The organism is Coriobacteriia bacterium, assembly GCA_014859305.1.
Taxonomy (GTDB): domain Bacteria; phylum Actinomycetota; class Coriobacteriia; order Anaerosomatales; family Kmv31; genus Kmv31.
Genome location: JACUUM010000019.1, coordinates 1 through 17109 on the forward strand (window position 1 = coordinate 1; position 17109 = coordinate 17109).

At 71.3% G+C, this 17109-nt stretch carries 13 protein-coding genes; 8 read left to right on the top strand and 5 right to left on the bottom strand.

Going from position 1 to position 17109, the window contains the following annotated elements; genetic code table 11:
* A partial coding sequence (locus IBX62_04700; GenBank protein MBE0476382.1) for a hypothetical protein occupies nt 1–913 on the bottom strand: 913 nt, incomplete at its 3' end.
* A gap of 25 nt (nt 914–938) precedes the next feature.
* Nucleotides 939–2708, bottom strand: a complete 1770-nt coding sequence (locus tag IBX62_04705; protein ID MBE0476383.1) for a hypothetical protein — start codon at nt 2706–2708, stop codon at nt 939–941.
* 210 nt (nt 2709–2918) lie between these two features.
* On the opposite strand from IBX62_04705, the gene IBX62_04710 reads away from it, so the two are divergent.
* The 3 genes from IBX62_04710 (at nt 2919) to IBX62_04720 (ending at nt 6191) form a co-directional block, all read left to right on the top strand.
* Nucleotides 2919–4391, top strand: a complete 1473-nt coding sequence (locus IBX62_04710) for a histidine kinase N-terminal domain-containing protein (protein MBE0476384.1) — start codon at nt 2919–2921, stop codon at nt 4389–4391.
* Between the two features lie 35 nt (nt 4392–4426).
* Complete coding sequence (locus IBX62_04715) at nt 4427–4960, top strand: response regulator (GenBank protein ID MBE0476385.1); 534 nt, start codon at nt 4427–4429, stop codon at nt 4958–4960.
* Between the two features lie 145 nt (nt 4961–5105).
* Entirely contained in the window at nt 5106–6191 is a 1086-nt protein-coding gene (locus IBX62_04720) for a DUF4872 domain-containing protein (protein ID MBE0476386.1), read from the top strand.
* Nucleotides 6192–6249: 58 nt separating this feature from the next.
* Here IBX62_04720 and IBX62_04725 read toward each other — a convergent pair whose 3' ends face one another.
* On the bottom strand, nt 6250–8955 hold the full coding sequence (locus tag IBX62_04725; GenBank protein ID MBE0476387.1) for a hypothetical protein: 2706 nt from the start codon (nt 8953–8955) through the stop codon (nt 6250–6252).
* Nucleotides 8956–9048: 93 nt separating this feature from the next.
* A complete protein-coding gene (locus tag IBX62_04730; protein MBE0476388.1) occupies nt 9049–9894 on the bottom strand; it encodes a metallophosphoesterase in 846 nt (281 codons plus the stop codon).
* Between the two features lie 289 nt (nt 9895–10183).
* On the opposite strand from IBX62_04730, the gene IBX62_04735 reads away from it, so the two are divergent.
* The 4 genes from IBX62_04735 to IBX62_04750 all read left to right on the top strand — a co-directional run bounded on the left by IBX62_04735 (nt 10184) and on the right by IBX62_04750 (nt 15087).
* On the top strand, nt 10184–11518 hold the full coding sequence (locus IBX62_04735) for a hypothetical protein (GenBank protein MBE0476389.1): 1335 nt from the start codon (nt 10184–10186) through the stop codon (nt 11516–11518).
* Between the two features lie 89 nt (nt 11519–11607).
* Nucleotides 11608–12744, top strand: a complete 1137-nt coding sequence (locus IBX62_04740) for a glutamine amidotransferase family protein (protein ID MBE0476390.1) — start codon at nt 11608–11610, stop codon at nt 12742–12744.
* The gene (locus IBX62_04745) at nt 12745–14256 is read left to right on the top strand and encodes an alpha-hydroxy-acid oxidizing protein (GenBank protein MBE0476391.1); all 1512 of its coding nucleotides are present in this window, start codon (nt 12745–12747) and stop codon (nt 14254–14256) included. It begins immediately after the preceding gene.
* 12 nt (nt 14257–14268) lie between these two features.
* Complete coding sequence (locus tag IBX62_04750) at nt 14269–15087, top strand: hypothetical protein (GenBank protein MBE0476392.1); 819 nt, start codon at nt 14269–14271, stop codon at nt 15085–15087.
* A 24-nt stretch (nt 15088–15111) separates the two neighbouring features.
* Here IBX62_04750 and IBX62_04755 read toward each other — a convergent pair whose 3' ends face one another.
* Nucleotides 15112–15573: a hemerythrin domain-containing protein gene (locus IBX62_04755; protein ID MBE0476393.1), complete on the bottom strand. Its 462-nt coding sequence runs from the start codon at nt 15571–15573 to the stop codon at nt 15112–15114.
* Between the two features lie 181 nt (nt 15574–15754).
* Here IBX62_04755 and IBX62_04760 point away from each other — a divergent pair, with 181 nt between their 5' ends.
* Nucleotides 15755–17092 (top strand): glutamine synthetase, encoded by a 1338-nt coding sequence (locus IBX62_04760; protein ID MBE0476394.1) that lies wholly within the window; start codon nt 15755–15757, stop codon nt 17090–17092.
* Nucleotides 17093–17109: the final 17 nt, after the last annotated feature.

Sequence of the window (17109 nt, forward strand, 5' to 3'; positions counted from 1 at the left end):
GGGGGGAGTCGAACCATACGATCCGGCTCCCCTCGGCTCGTGCGCCTTCCGAGGTGCGGACGCCGTTCCCGGCCAGAGGCTCCTCGAGCAGGATGCCTCCGTGCTCCGACGCATCGAGGATCCGCGCGTGCCGCGCGAGTTCGGCGGTCTCACCGGTCGTGCGCGACCAGAACCGGACGCTGCCGTGCTCCTCGCCTCCCTGCTCGCTCACGACGAAGAGCACTCCTGCGGGGAGGGAGAAGGCAGGGCCGAACCCGTGGCGCGCAGGCGCGGAGGCGATCTTCACGGGTCGTCCTCCCTCGATGATATACAGGTCCTGGTCGACCGGGTCGACCCGAGGATCGGAGCGGGCGACGGAGAAGAGCGGCGGTCCGCTGGCCTCCGCGGACCCCAGCCCGGACACCGCGCCCTTGGTGGGAACGGGGCGTGCCTCGCCGGAACGCAGGTCCCGCTCCCATAGCGCGTCCTCGTCACCGTCCCCGGAAGCGATGTAGTACGCCCGGCCGTCGGTCACGGCGACCACGTCGCCGATGTCGCAGGCCAGTGACGTGACCTCGCCGGTCTCGGCGGAGAACGACATCAGTTCCAGGCGGCCGTCGCGGATGCGCTCGTACAGGACCTCGGAGAGCTCCCCGACGGGGCGCAACAGCAGCGACCAGTCGATCTCACCCCCCGCTGCGAACAGCCGTCTGGGTCCGCTGCCGTCCAGCCTGGCGGAGAACACCTCGTTGTCGCCGGTCGAGTACACCACCGTCCAGTCGGCGTAGCGTTCCGGCACCTCGCCCGCGCCGGTCCCCCGTCCGCTCCCGTCGCCTCCGGCACCCCCTCGCGTCGCGCAGGACGCCTGCAGCAACAGCGCCGAGGCCGCGACGGCCAGCAGGAGCCCGGCGCGGAACACGCTTCTCCCTCTCATCGTCCACCCCTCATCCCAGGGCCCTTCACCAGTTACGGTAGCGCCGCGTCTCGTAGCCGTAGTCGCTCAGCCACTTGGCGGTACGCGTCCATGCGACCACCCGGTCCTTGCTGCTGGACGTGGTCGACTCCCACACGGCTGAGTCCTTCGTGCTCGTGAAGTAGCGGAAGGCGATCGCGTGGCTGCCCGGCCGCAGGTAGAGGTCCGCGCACTTCATGCTGGTCCTGGAGATGGGGTAGGAGAAGTTCTTGAGCGTGGTGGTGCTCTGCTTCGTCCCGAGCCCCCATAGCCGGGAGACGAAGCCCGAGCAGTCCACGCCGGCGGTGCAGGAGCGCTTGCTCGTGCCCGAGGTGTTCACGTCGCCGGCGTCCTTGCCGTCCTTCATCGCCCGGTTGAACGTGGTCGGCAGGTCGAAGCCGCCCCAGCAGTACGGGACCGAGGAGTATGTCTTGCCCGGCGCCGTGATGTAGGCCGGCCGGTGGTCGCCGCAGGAGCGCGTGTAGTTCGCGGAGCTGCAGTACCATCTGTCGCCGACGTAGGCCCACGCACGGTCGTTAGCGTCGAGGCGCGTCCAGATGGCGAACGCCGGTTCGGGCAGCAGTCTCTCCCCGGCCGTGCGCCACGCCCTGCTCAACCACCCGGCGGCGTACACCCGCGACGCGTCCGCGTGCTCCGAGCCCGCGTCCGCGCCGGCCCGGTCCACGTCGACGGCGCACCGGTCCGCCGGAGCCGCCGCCTCCGTGCCGGCGTCGGGCGCCGGCTCCTCGGCAAGCCGCTCGATCGTGACGCGCTCCGCGCCAGGCACCAGGCAGAACACCTCACCCGCCGCGCTGACGCGCACCCCGTGGACCGGGTGCGTCGCGAAGCGCTCGGCGGGGAGCCGGAAGACGCCGCATGGAGCGTCGCCGTCGAACGCCTGGACGTACGAAGCCGACCACGAGCCGTCCTCGGCGATCTCGTCGACGAGCACGTACTCCACGCCGTCGGCGTCGGTGTCCAGCGGCTTCAGTCTGCCGAGGACCCCCTCGGTCCTCACCTGCAGACGGCGCGTCCTGCGCCCGCGCTCGAACACGCGCACGACGCCGGCGTGGTCGCCTTCCCAGTCGACGGAGACGAGCCGTGCGCCCGCCCGGCGGGTGCGGAGGCCGAACGCCGGGGCGTCCGACGCTGCGACGTCCACGCGGCTGCCGCTGCGCACGAGCGGCGGTCTGCGGGCAGGGACCGCGCGTCCGCGCTCCAGGAGCGGGACGTGCCAGCTGCCGTCGAGCTCGAGGTAGACGTCGTCGCCGACGCCGGGGTGGTCCTGTACGGCGATCCCGGTGACCGCCTGGGCGGAGTACTCGTCCGGCACCTCCCAGGACTCCTCCGGCTCGCCGTCGAGGCCGAGCCTGACGACGAGGGCGGGCTGCGCGGCGACGTCCATCAGGTACAGCGCCTCCTCCGTCACCGCGATGTCCTCGGGCGCGACGAGCGGCGACGGCACGGGAAGCTCGCCCGTGAGAGCGCCGTCGGCACCCAGCGTCACGACCTTGCCGTTGACCCCGTCCACGATCCAGAAGGCGCCGTCGGGCGCGACCGCGAACGCGGACACCCCCCAGGCCTCCTCCGGACCCTCCTCGACGCCGAGCCGCCCCGGGCCCGACCCCACCGGCAGTCCCGCGACCACCCGCGGCGCGGGCCCCTCCGCTCGGGGGCCGTTCTCCGCGGCGGCCGCCGGTGCGAGCGCCTGCGCGGCGACGTACACGCCGAGCAGCGCCACCGCCCATCGCATCCTGCGTGTCGGGCTCCCATCCATGCGCGTGCCCCTCTCTCTCCGGTTCGTCCGACCGCTCCCGCAGGCGGGCGGCGTGGCTCGCCCGCTCGGACGGCCGCGACCCGGGGAGGCGCGCGGCCGGAGAGCATACGGCGGCAGCGTAGGGTAGAGGTCTGACCGTCGTCTTAACGGGATCTGACCACGCGGAACAGCCGCGCGCGTCCGCGCCGGTCCTCGGCATACAATGGGCGCATGAGCACACGACCCCCTCTCACGCTGGACCTGCCGGCCGACACGCCCGCCGGGACGCGCGAGCACCTCGCCAACGTCGCGCGCAACCTGCAGCTGCTGGCCGACCTCGGTTACGGCACGGTCTCGCTCGCGCTGGCCGAGGATGAGGCCGGAGCACGGGGTGGAGGCGAAGGCGGCGTGGAGGCGGGCGGCGCGCTTCGCGTGCTGGCCGAGGCGCGCCCGATGACGGCCGTCCCGGCGGTGGCGACCAGCCGAGTGGGCCGCCGGCTGACGGCCGACGACGAGCCGGAGGCGTTCGAGGCGCTGGCCGCGGCCGGGCCGGTGATCGGCGTCCGCCGCCGCACCACGCGCGGCATGAGGTACGCGACCGAGGCCTACCCCGTCGGCGACCCGCCCTACGCCGTCGTCCTGCGCGACCTCACCGAGCAGGTCGTCGAGGCGCCGGGCAAGATGGAGCGCGTGTTCATGGACGCGGCCGAGGTGCTCCTCGGCGTGCTGCGGGACGGGCCGCTGCGCGACCTCGCCAACGGCGAGCCGTTCATCACCCACCGGGTGGCGGGGGACGGCGTGCTCACGCTCGACGAGCGGGGGCAGGTGCGCTACGCGAGCCCGAACGCGGTCAACATCATGCGCCTCGCGGGGGTGGACGGACCGGTGACGGGGCTGTCCGCCGAGGGGCTGCCGGGCGGCGCGCAGGCCGTCGCCCCCGTCCTCGGCTCCGGGGGCGCGCTCGCCACCGAGGTCGCAACGGCCGCCCGCGTGCTCAGTTACCGCACCCTGGCGCTGCCGCGTGGCGCGCTCGTGCTGGTCGAGGACGTCACGGAGGCCAAGCGGCGCGAGGCCGAGATCAAGGTCAAGGAGGCGACCATCCGCGAGGTGCACCACCGCGTGAAGAACAACCTGCAGACGATCGCGTCGCTCCTGCGCATCCAGGCGCGCCGCTCCGGCAGCGACGAGGCGTCGCGGGCCTTGCGAGAGGCGGTCGAGCGCGTGAGCTCGATGGCGGTGGTGCACGAGATGCTCGCGGGGTCCACCGAGGAGCGCGTGGACTTCGCGGACGCGGCGCGCACCGTGGTCGACATGGTCGGGCGAGGCCTCTCAGGCACGGCGGAGGACGTCCGCGTCGCCGTGGAGGGCTCCTCGGGCAAGGTGCCGGCGGCCGTGGCGACCTCGCTCGCGCTGGTCACGGCCGAGCTCGTGCACAACGCGATCGAGCACGGCCTGGCGGGCACGAGCGGCGAGGTGACGGTTTCGATGCGTCGCCTGCCCGCCGAGTTGCACCTCGTGGTGCGCGACACCGGCCGCGGCCTTCCCGAGGGCTTCGACATCGCCTCGGCGTCCAACCTCGGGCTGGCGATCGTGCGCACCGTGGTGGAGGACGACCTGCGCGGCACGCTGTCCTTCGGTCGCGGCCGCGGCACGACCGTCACCATCCGCGTCCCCGTCGACGAGGGCGAGAGGGAGGGCGCGTGAGGATACTGATCGCCGAGGACGAGGCGCTCATCCGCATGGACCTGCGCGAGATGCTAGAGGAGGAGGGCCACGAGGTGGTCGGCGAGGCGCGCGACGGCGCCGAGGCCGTCGCGCTGGCCTGCGATCTCGCCCCCGACGCCGTGTTCATGGACGTGAAGATGCCCGGCACCGACGGCCTCGACGCGGCCCGGGCGATCGGGGAGCGCTGTCCGGCAGCGGTGGTGATGGTCACAGCCTTCTCGCAGGCGGAGGTGGTGCGCTCGGCCGCGGAGGCCGGTGCCATGGCCTACGTCGTCAAGCCTTTCGAGAAGAAGGACGTCATCCCGGCGCTGCACGTCGCCGTCTCGCGCTTCGCCGAGGCACGCGAGCTCGAGGAGCAGGTCTCCGACCTGGCCGAGCGGCTCGAGACGCGCAAGGCGCTCGACCGGGCCAAGGGCGTGCTGATGGAGCGCGGTCTGAGCGAGCCCGAGGCGTTCCGGCGCCTCCGGCGGCTGGCGATGGACAAGCGACTCACGCTGCGGCAGGTCGCCGAGGCGGTCCTGCTCGCCTCGGAGGCCGAGGAGGGATAGCGGCCGGTCCCCGGCGGCTCTCGATCAGGCCGCCGCACGGCCTTCGCCGGCCGCTCTTCGGCCGCTCGTCGGCGATAACGGCGACTCGCGCGGTGGTAAGTACTCCCTACCGTTCGCGACCCCCGTTCGCCGAGAGGAGACGCGCTTGCCCGTGCTGCGGGGTTACGACCGTTTCGGCGGAAGGCACGGCGAGTCCGCCTCCGTCGCCAACGTGCTGCGGTATCTCGGGGTGACCGCGCCGCACACCGGCGAGCCCTACACCGAGGAGATGCTCTTCGGCCTGGGCGGCGGGTTGGGCTTCGCGTACTGGGTGTTCGACTACGAGCACTTGCCCAACCCCATGCTCGGCGTGGGCTTCCGCCGCTTCGGCTGGGAAGGGTTCGACACGGCGTTCGTCGAGGACATGTGCTCGCGCGCCGGAGCGGCTGCCGAGACGCGCGAGACCTCCAGCCGCGCCAAGGCCGACCGCGAGCTCGGCCAGGCGCTCGAGGAGGGGAGGCCGCCGGTCGTGACGGCGGACTGGGGGATGCTGCCGTGCAGCCCGGTGCCGATGGACCTCGAGTACGTTCCGCACGTGGTGGCCGTCGTCGGGGTCGACGACGCCGACGTCGTGCTGGACGACCTGGGGCCGACCCCGTGCCGGGTGCCGCGCCGGGAGTTCGCCGCGGCGCGGGCGGCGGTGCGCTCGACGCACCACCGCGTCAGGCTGATCTCGCGGGGCGAGCCCCCGCACAACCCCGCGGAGGCGATCCAGGACGCGCTCGCCGACTGCGCGGCGAGCCTGCTGGAACCGCTGCGGCCCAATGCCGGTCTGCCCGCCCTGCTCAAGTGGTCGCGCATGATGTCCAGCCGGGTGGAGACCAAGGCCTGGCGGAAGGTGTTCGACACCCCCGCCCGACTGTCGGCCGCCCTGTGTTGGACGCACCGATGGATCGAGCTGGGCACCGGTGGCGGAGCTTTCCGGCCGATGTACGCGGACTTCCTCGAGGAGGCATCCGCCGTGATGGGCGAGCGGGCCGTGCTCGAGCTCGCGGCCACCTACCGGGGCCTCGGCCAGCGCTGGAGCGCCCTGGGTATCGACGCGCTCGCGCTCTCCGGCGAGCCGGAGGAGGCCCTGGGTGAGCTCGACGCGTTCGCCGACCGGCTCGCCCAGATGCACGCCGACGAATCGGCCGCGGCCCACGCCGTGCGCGAGGCGGCGGGTGAGCGCGCCGTCGTGCGCGGGGCATAGGCGGGCGACGGACGCACAGTCACGGGACCGGAGGTCGCGGGACCGGGAGGTCCGCCCCTCAGAAGTCGACCCCCACGCCGGGGTGGCACAGCAGGCAGATGTGGTCCATGCCGAAGCCGCGCTCGAAGTACGGGACGCGGAGCATGTGGTTGTTGCGGCTGCCGTGGGGATTGTGGCAGGTCGAGCTGCAGGTGAGGGGCTTGTTGGAGTACTCGTCCCACGCTGAGGGGCGGGTGGGGTGGCTCACCAGACCGTCCACCGGCGCCTCGTAGGTGGCGCCGTTCCGGGGATGGCAGCGGATGCAGAGCTCGGGGTTGAAGTCGGTCAGCAGCGGCGACGCGTCCGAGCCGTGAGGCACGTGGCACCCCGCGCAGCGCTGGTCCCGGTGCGAGGACTCTCGGAACACCGTCGCATCCACCTCGTCGTGGCACCGGAGGCAGAAGTCGTCGCCCTCCCCCCGGACCAGCCGCTGGAACCGGCCGGCATGCGCCTGGTGACACCGTGTACAGGGGAAGCGGGCGCTCACCGGATGCCGGCTGGTCCGCTGGAACTCGGCGCGCACCCCGCCGTGGCACCGGTAGCACAGCGGCGGTTGGGCGGCGCGAAGCAGCGGCCCGGCGTCCGAGCCGTGCGGCGTGTGGCAGCGTGAGGCGCACGAGTCGTCGGCGAAGGGGGTGTGGCGCACGGGGAGCGTAAGCTCGCCGAGCGTGCCGGGGTGGCAGCGGAAGCACAGGCTGCGCTGCGCGACGGGCAGCAGCGCGGGCTCGGTCGCGGCATGAGCACGGTGGCAGTTCGCGCAGGTCATCCTGTTCCCGACGGGGTGCCTGCTCTGCAGCGCGAACTCCTCCGAGACGCCGGGGTGACAGCGGTAGCACAGCGGCGGCGGCGCGTCGGCCAGGAGCGGGACGGCGTCCGAGCCGTGCGGCACGTGGCAGGACCTCGCGCAGTCGTCGGTCACGAACGCCCGGTGCCGGACCGGCAGCCCCAGCTCCGCCAGGGTCGAGGGGTGGCAGCCGAAGCACAGGGCGCGGTGCGCCCTCGGGAGGAGGCCGCTGAAGCGGCTCGCGTGCGGGTCGTGGCAGTCGGCACAGCTGACCGCGACGCCGAGGGGGTGCCGGCTCGTCGAGGCGAACTCGAGCCGCACCCCGTCGTGGCACCGGTAGCAGAGAGCCGGGGCGCGCTCCGCGAGCAGCCGTCTCACCTCGGCCGCATGCGGGCGGTGGCACCGGGTGCATCGCACCGCGAAGGGTTCGTGCCGGACCGGGGCCGCGTCCTCGGCGGCGATGCCGGTGTGGCAGCGGAAGCACAGCGAGCGCTCCTCGGCGGTCAGCATGCCGGCGTGCACGGAGGCATGCGGCTCGTGGCAGCTGCGGGTGCACGGGTCGGAGCCGAAGGGGCGATGGCGCACCCGCAGGCCCGTCTCCGCTCGCGTCTCCCCGTGACAGCGGAAGCAGAACTCCGGTTGCGCCACGGGCAGCAGTCCGCTCGCCGGCGCGGCGTGGGCCCTGTGACAGTCGGGGCAGGAGATCCGCTCGCCGACCGGATGGCGTACCGGCAGCTCGAAGTCCTCGGAGACGCCGGGGTGACAGCGGTAGCACAGCGGGGGGGGCGCCTCGGCGAGCAGGGGCCCGGCGTCCGAGCCGTGCGGCACGTGGCAGGAGGTCGCGCAGTCGTCGGTCACGAACACGTCGTGCAGCACCGGCGATCCGAGCTCGGCGAACGTCGCCGGATGACAGCCGAAGCACAGCGAGCGGTGCTGGACCGGCAGCAGGCCGTCGAAGCCGCTCGCGTGGGGCTCGTGGCAATCCGGGCAGGTCACGCTCGTGCCCAACGGGTGCCGGCTCTCCGAGGCGAACTCCAGCCGCACCCCGTCGTGGCATCCGTAGCACAGCTGCGGGGTGCGATCCACGAGCAGGGGACGGAAGTCGGCCGCGTGCGGGCGATGGCAACCGGCGCAGCCCGAGACGAAGGGGTCGTGCCGCACCGCCGAGCCGTCGAGGCGGGCCACCTCCTCGTGGCACCCCAGGCACAGCCGGCGCTGCTCGGTGGCGAGCATGCCGGCGAAGGCCGAGGCGTGGGGCTCGTGGCAGCGGGTGCAGGGGCCCTCCCCGAAGGGCTGGTGCACCTGCCGCGAGGCCAGGTCGGCCGCGACGTGATGGCACGACACGCACAGGGTGCGCTCGTCGGCCCTGAGCAGCACCCGGTTCGGGGAGGAGTGCGGGCGGTGGCACGAGGTGCAACCGCCCTCCTCGAACGGCGGGTGCTTGACGGACAGCGCGAGCCGAGGGGCCTGGTCGGGGTGGCACGACCAGCACAGCAGTTCGGAGGAGACGCGGAGGCCACCCTCTCGGTAGGTCACTGTCGACGTCGACTCCGAGGGCGGCGGCGCGGCCTCGTCGGGGACCAGCGGCGGACCGGAGAGCACGTACCACACGATCTGCAGCCGCACGCGCTGCAGCCAGGACCGCAGACGCTCCCACGCGCCGAAGTCGCCGGGTGTCGAGCGCAGTACCCCCATGGCCGCGTGCGGGCGGTGGCACGAGCCGCAATGCTCCTCGGCGAAGGGCGCGTGCAGCACGTCGTCGGAGAAGTCGGCGAGAACCTCCGGGTGACAGCGCAGGCACTCGATGTTCCGGCGCAGGAAGGCGCTCTCCTGGGGGGACCGCACGATGAGGACGTAGAGCACGAGCACCGCGAGGACGACGAGGCCGACGAGGGCGCCTAGGGCCCTGCGACGCCGGCGTGCGCTGTCCTCCCCGTTCACAGGACCCCCCCTCGTCCCTCCCGCGTCGAGAAGGGTCTTTACCCAATCACCGGAAGGGTCCGGGCTCGAGCGCCCCCCGCGCCGGACGGGAGGTCACCGAAGGGCGCCGATGTAGCCCGGGTCGGGCTTCTCGCTCTGGGTGAGCACGTGCCCGATGCGCTGCTCGGGCGTGCGCGCGAAGACCTGGCGGACGCGCCGCTCGTCGGCCGTGTGGCGCACCTCCACCTCCACGCTGTCCTCGCGGATGCGGATGAGGTTGTAGGACGGCTGGGTCACGCCGCGCGTGCGCCAGGAGGTGGCCGTGCCGCTGGTGACGGCCAGCATCCCCGCAATCGGCCACACGTGCGGCACGTGCTTGTGCCCCGCGAGCACGAGGTCCACCCCCGCCTCCATCAGGATCTCCAGGATGTCGCCCGCGTCCCACGCGATGTTGCGCTCGCGCCCCGTCCCGGGCACGGGCACGAGGTGATGGTGTACGACGAAGACCTTGTACGCGTCGTCGCCCGCGAACTGCTCCCGGAGCCATCCGTAACGGTCTCGGCCGATCTCGCCTTCGTTCAGGTCCGGCTTGCTCGAGTCCGCGCAGACCACGCGCATGCGCGTCGGGCCGGGGTCACCGCCGGCCGGGAAGGGGAAGTCGCGGGAGTAGAACTTCTGGCCGAAGATGCGGTCGAAGAACACGTAGCCGACGTTGCGGCTGTCGTGGTTGCCGGGGATGACCACCTTCTCGGTGCATTCGACGCGGTCGATGTAGCTCTTGGCGAGCTCGAACTGGTCGGGGTAGCCCTTCTCGGTGAGGTCGCCGGGGCAGGCGACCAGGTCGGGGCAGTCGCGGTTCAGGTCGTGGATGAGCCGCTCCATGAGGCCCGCGTCGAACCGGCCGTCCCCGCAGTGGATGTCCGAGAACTGCCCGATGGTGCACACGCCGTCGGTCGTCACGGCCGTCACCTCCGAGGGTCGCCGCCGACCCCGCCTAGGTTCCCTGTAAGGGCGTTCCTCCAACACCCGGCGGAACGACGACCGCCTCGCCGCGCGTTTCGGGCGTGTCTCCCGCGCGTGAACCCGCCCCTTCCCGGGTACGTTCTCCCGTGCTAAACTCGGTATCCGAGCGGCACGCCGTCGTGCCGCGACACACGTGAGCAACGGCGCTCGCATCCGGACCCGACAGGGGCCGGCGGCGGGCGTTTCCGTTCGGTCGCCCGCCGGACGCACCGATCCCGGAGGCGACATGAACGATCTCGCGGTCTTCTGGGGCTGCACCATACCGGCGCGCTTCCCCTTCATCGAGAAGTCGACGCGGCTCGTCCTCGGCGACATGGGCGTACGCGTGCGCGAGCTCGAGGGCCATACCTGCTGCCCCGAGGGCGTGCTGGTCAAGCCGAGCAGCGAGCGCGCGTTCTACACGGCCGCGGCCCGGAACCTCGCGATCGTCGAGAAGGCGGGCCTGGACGTGGTGACGCCGTGCAACGGGTGCTACTCCACCTTCAAGGAGGTCTCCAGCCACCTCATCACCCACTGGCGCGAGCGTGACGCGATCAACGACCGCTTGTCGGCGGAGGACCTTCGCTACGACGGGCGCCTGAAGGTGACCCACTTCGCCGAGTGGCTGACCGACGGGATCGGGACCGGCGTGGTCGCCTCGAGGATCACCCGCCCGCTGTGGGGCCTGCGCATCGCGGTACACCACGGCTGCCACCTGCTGCGCCCCCAGCCCGCCGTGCGCTGGGACGACCCGCTGCACCCCCGGAAGGTCGAGGAGCTCGTCACCGCGCTGGGCGCCCGGGTGGTGGACTACCCGACCAGGATGCAGTGCTGCGGCGGCGCGCTGGACCGCATGGGCGAGCGGGAGAGCTCGCTGGCTTTCGCCCGCCGCAAGCTCACCGACGTCCAGCGCGAGGAGGCCGACGCGCTGGTGGTCGTCTGCCCGAGCTGCTTCCAGCAGTTCGACCTGAACCAGGCGGCCCTGCAGCGCGCCAAGGAGGACGTGAACGTCCCGGTCCTCTACCTCTCCGAGCTCGTCGCGCTCTCGATGGGGCACGAGCCCGAGGAGCTGGGGCTGGACATGCATCGCGTGTCGGTTGAGCCCTTCCTCGAGAAGTGGGGTGACCGCCAGGCCGACAGGGTGCGCCTCGAGGCCTTCTTCGACGTGTCGCTGCTCGGCAGGTGCTACGCCTGCCAGGCGTGCAAGGACGACTGCCCGGTCTGCAAGGTCGACCCCTCCTTCCAGCCTACCGAGATCGTCGGAGACCTCGTGCGGGGTCACCTCGACGACGTGATCGCCGGCGGCGGGCTCTGGAAGTGCCTCGAGTGCTACACGTGCCAGGAGCTGTGCCACTCCAGGATCGGCATGGCCGGGACGTTCCGCAAGCTCAAGGAGCTCGCGATGAGCGCGGGCAGCGGACCCGACCCGGTCTCGGCGGCCTACAGGCAGTTCCTCGAGGCCGGCGTGCTGGGCAAGCCCAAGGAGTCCGCCCGAAGGAAGCTCGGGCTCGACCCGCTCCCGCCGACCGGCGGCGACGCGGTGGCCCGCCTGCTGTCGAACGAGCCGGAGGAAGAGCGATGAGCGAGACGACCGGGCCGTTGCTGAACGAGGAGGGCCGGCCGCGCTACCGCGAGGAGGCGTCCTTCAAGATCCATGGCGGTTGCGGGCTGATGGGCATCTGCGACACCTCGGGTGAGCTGATGGGCGGTGAGGTCGCACTGCGCTCCATCGCGGTGCAGCACGACCGGGGCAACGGCCTGGGCGGCGGGTTCGCCGGTTACGGCATCTACCCCGAGTTCCCCGAGCACTTCTGCTTCCACATGATGTACCACGACGTCCGGGGCAAGGAGGACGCCGAGGCCGCCTTCGACCGGTACTTCCTCGTCGACCTCGCCGAACCGATGCCCACGCGCGCGACGAAGGGCGTCACGGACGCGCCGCTGCTGTGGCGCTACTTCCTGACCCCCGACCCGCACAAGCTCGAGGCCTCCGAGATGAGCCCGGAGGACTTCGTCGTGCACACCGTCATGCTCATCAACTCGTCGGTGGACGGGGCGTTCGTAGCCTCCTCGGGCAAGAACATGGGCGCGTTCAAGGGCGTGGGCTTCCCCGAGGAGATCGGGCACTTCTTCCGTCTCGACGAGTACGCCGGCCACACCTGGGTCGGCCACAACCGGTTCCCGACGAACACGCCGGGCTGGTGGGGCGGCGCGCACCCCTTCACGCTGCTGGACTGGTCGATCGTCCACAACGGGGAGATCTCCAGCTACGGCATCAACAGCCGCTACCTCGAGCAGTTCGGCTACAAGTGCACGCTCGGCACCGACACCGAGGTCGCGGCGTACCTCTTCGACCTCATGCTGCGCCGCCACAAGCTGCCGCTCGGCCTGGCCTGCAAGGCGCTGGCCAGCCCGTTGTGGAGCGAGATCGACAGGATGCCGGCCGAGGAACGCGAGGTCATGCGCTCGCTGCGCGCAGTGTACGGCTCGGGCATGCTGAACGGACCCTTCGCGATCGTGCTGGGCTTCAACGGCGGCATGGTCGCCCTCAACGACCGCATCAAGCTCCGTCCGCTCGTCGCGGCCAAGGCCGGCCCCGTGGTGATGGTGGCCTCCGAGGAGAGCGCGATCCGCGCCGTGCTGGACGGTCCCGACGAGGTCTGGGCGCCGAAGGCCGGCGAGCCGGTCGTCGCCCGCGTAGCGGGGATGGACTGGCCGATCCACGGCGACCTGCACCTCTCCGCCGACGAGATCTCCTGCGCCGTGACCGGCATGGAGGGATCGTGCGAGACCGTGGAGGTGGTCTAGGTGCCGAGCACCTTCATCCAGCCGGAGTTCAAGGTCAAGATCGACTACGACAAGTGCCACAAGTGCGGGCGCTGCGTGCAGCAGTGCGGCTGGGGCGTCTACTCGTTCAACGAGCGCCCGATCCCCGACGACTCCAAGTGCCGGGCGTGCCACCGCTGCGTGACGTACTGCCCGGCGCACTGCATCACCGTCGCCAAGAGCGAGCTGGCCTTCCGTGACAGCGACAACTGGTCGCCGGCTCTTCGGAAGTCCGTGTGGCGCCAGGCCGAGACGGGCGGCGTCCTGCTGACCGGCATGGGCAACGACAAGCCCTACACGAAGATCTTCGACCACCTCGTGCTGGACGCGTGCCAGGTGACGAACCCGTCCATCGACCCGCTCCGCGAACCCATGGAGCTGAGGACGTACCTCGGCCGCAAGCCGGACTCCGTGCGGGTCGAGACCGACGGCGAGGGCGGGCTCAAGCTCGCCGAGGGCGGCGGGATGTGCAACAACATCGAGCTCGCCGTCCCGATCGTCTTCTCGCCGATGAGCTACGGTTCGGTCTCGCTCAACGTGCACAAGTCGCTGGCGATGGCGGCTGGCAGACTCGGCATCCTGATGAACACCGGCGAGGGCGGGCTGCACGCCGACCTGTATCCGTACGCGGAGAACGTCATCGTGCAGGTGGCGTCGGGGCGGTTCGGCGTCGACCCCGAGTACCTGGATCGCGGGGCGGCCATGGAGATCAAGATCGGCCAGGGCGCCAAGCCCGGCATCGGCGGGCACCTGCCCGGCGAGAAGATCGACAGGGAGGTCTCCTCCACGCGCATGATCCCGCAGGGCTCCGACGCGATCTCGCCCGCGCCGCACCACGACATCTACTCCATCGAGGACCTTCGGCAGCTCATCTACGCCCTCAAGGAGGCGACCGGATACAAGCCCGTGGGCGTGAAGATCGCGGCCGTGCACAACGTGGCGGCCATCGCCAGCGGCATCGTGCACGCCGGCGCCGACTACGTCTACCTCGACGGTTTCCGTGGCGGCACCGGCGCGGCGCCGGCCGTCATCCGGGACCACATCGGCATCCCCGTCGAGGTCGCCGTCGCGGTCGTCGACCAGCGCCTGCGCGACGAGGGGATCCGCAATCACGCCTCGATCGTGGCGGCCGGCTCCATCCGGTCCTCGGCGGACATGGCCAAGGCGATCGCGCTGGGCGCGGATGTCGTGGCGATCGGCAGCGCCACGCTGATGGCGCTGGGCTGCCACCTGTGCCAGGGGTGCCACACCGGGTCGTGCTCCTGGGGCCTGACCACGCAGAAGCCCGAGCTGACGCGCCGCCTGGACCCCGAGTGGGGCGCGGAGCGGCTGACGAACCTCGTGAACGCCTGGAGCCACGAGCTGCAGGAGATCCTCGGCGCGCTGGGCGTGAACGCCGTGGAGTCGCTCCGCGGGAGCCGCGAGCGGCTGCGCTCCATCGGGCTCGACGAGCAGATGAACAAGGTCCTCGGCGTCAGACCGGTCGGGATGTGAGGAGGACGCGAGATGCCTGAGTCAGCGGTGAGCGCCGGTCTCTTCCAGGGTTACCGGGAGGTCGTCCCGAGCGTGAGGGTCGAGGGCGGGCGCGCGGCGATCGACGCGTCGGGCGTGTACTACAAGCAGCTCAACGAGGCGGTGCGCGCCGCAGTCGCCGAGGGCGCCGGACACGTCGTCGTCGAGAACGTCAACGGCCAGCGCTACATCGGCGCGGGCATCGGCGCCAAGGGCGTGCGGATCGAGGTGCGCGGCACGGCGGGGAACGACACGGCGATGTTCATGAACGGGCCGACGGTGGAGGTCTTCGGGAACGCTCAGGACGGTATCGGCAACACCATGAACGCGGGCACCGTGATCGTGCACGGCGACGCGGGCGACGTGCTGGGCTACGGCATGCGCGGAGGTTCGGTGTTCGTCGGCGGCGACGTGGGCTACCGGGTCGGCATCCATATGAAGGCGTATGAGGGCCTGAGGCCGGTCGTGGTCTGCGGTGGCAAGGCGCGCGACTTCTTCGGCGAGTACATGGCCGGCGGCATGCTGGTGCTGCTGGGGATGCGCTCGCGGTTCGCGGGCCCCCCGGTCGGCTGCTACGTCGGGACCGGCATGCACGGCGGCGTGATCTACCTGCGAGGCGAGGTCGAGGCGTGGCAGTGCGGCAAGGAGGTCGGCGTGTTCGCCGCCGACGACGGGGACATGTCCGAACTCGGGCCGGTGCTCGAGGAGTACTGCGCGGCGCTGGGCGAGGACGTCGCCGAGGTGCTGGACGCGCCGTTCACCAAGCTGGTCCCCGTGAGCCACCGGCCCTACGGCAAGCTGTACGCGTACTGAGGACGGGCCGCCGTGACGAGCCCGTCAGCGCGCCTCGACGAGGGCCGCCTCCTCCAGCGCCTCGGCCACGCGGCCGTACTTCTCGTGGATGTGCCGAGGGTAGAACTGCGCCAGCGCCCGCAGCCCGCGGGCGATGTCGCCGAGCACCCCGGTGTCGCCGTCGGCGTAGCGCTCGCCCGCCTCGTGCAGCCGCGTGGTCGCGCCACGCGCCCATTCGTGCTCCCGTACGAGCCGGTCCATCGCCTTGGCGTGATCCGGCTCGAGCGCCCTGCCCGAGAGGCTCTCGAACAGGATGTCCTCCTCCTTGCCGTGGTGGCAGGCGTCGGCGTAGGTACGCATGAAGTCGGCCACGGTCGACACGTAGGCGGGCGAGAGCTCGCGCGCCGTCCGGATCCTCTCCTCGGTGCGGCTCATGTCGCGCACCACGCGCTCGATCAGCCGGTGCTCCATCATCAGCATCCCCGCCGGGTCCCTCGTCGCTCGCATGCAGACCTCCGACCAGCCGACGGCCGTCGGGCCGTACGTACCCGGAAAGGGAGGCGAATCGGGCTCCGACGATGCGAAACGCAGGCGAAACAATCGGCCGGTATCCTCACCTCGAGAGTCTTCGCCCGCAGGTACGACCAGGCCCCGTGGAGGGCCGTGGCGCAGCTGAAGGAGGATCGTGATGACGCCCAAGTTCGACAAGGACTACGTGCTCAAGACGGTGGAGGAGCGCGGGGTCCGCTTCATCCGCTTCTGGTTCACCGACGTGCTCGGCTTCCTGAAGAGCTTCGCGGTGACCGACACCGAGCTCGAAGGCGCGTTCGAGGAGGGCATGGGCTTCGACGGCTCGTCGATCGACGGCCTCACGCGCATCCAGGAATCCGACATGGTCGCCTTCCCGAACCCCGAGACCTTCCAGGTCCTGCCGTGGAGGCCCACGGAGGACGGCGTGGCCCGCATGTTCTGCGACATCACGAATCCCGACGGCGCACCGTTCGAGGGGGACCCGCGCTACGCGCTGAAGCGCGTGCTGGCCAAGGCCGGCGACATGGGCTACACGATGTACGTCGGCCCCGAGCTGGAGTTCTTCTACTTCGCGGACTCGTGCGGCACCGACGTGCTCGACCAGGGCGGCTACTTCGACCTCACGCCGCTCGACGTCGCGAGCGACCTTCGGCGCGAAACGGTGCTCACGCTCGAGAAGCTCGGCATCCCGGTGGAGTACAGCCACCACGAGGTCGCGCCCAGCCAGCACGAGATCGACCTGCGCTACGCCGATGCGCTCAGCATGGCCGACAACGTGATGACGTACCGCCTGACCGTCAAGGAGATCGCCATGGCCAACGGCGTGTACGCCACGTTCATGCCCAAGCCCATCCAGGGCCGGAACGGCTCGGGGATGCACACGCACCAGTCGCTCTTCAGCGAGGCCGGCAACGCGTTCTTCGACCCGGACGATCCCGAGGGCTACAACCTCTCGACCGTCGGCAAGCACTACATCGCCGGTCTTCTCGAGTACGCCCCGGAGTTCTGCGCGGTGACCAACCAGTTCGTGAACTCGTACAAGCGCCTGGTGCCCGGCTACGAGGCCCCCACCTACGTCACCTGGGCGCGCCGCAACCGCTCGGCGATGGTGCGCGTCCCGATGTACAAGCCCGGCAAGGAGGCCGCGACCCGCGTCGAGTTGCGCTCACCCGACCCCTCGGCCAACCCGTACCTCGCCTTCGCCGCGATGCTCGGAGCCGGGCTCAAGGGCATCGAAGAGGGCTTGGAGCTCATGCCCGAGGCCACGAACAACGTCTTCAGGATGACCGAGGACGAGCTGGACGCCGCCGGCATCAAGACGCTGCCGAAGAACCTCGGCGAGGCCATCGAGCTGTTCGAGCACAGCGAGCTGATGAAGGAGGTCCTGGGCGAGCACATCCACGAGTTCTTCGTGCGCAACAAGAAGGCCGAGTGGGCCGAGTACGTGTCCTACGTCTCGCCTTGGGAGCAGGACAAGTACCTCTCCGTCCTGTAGAGCGGACGGCGGGTGCG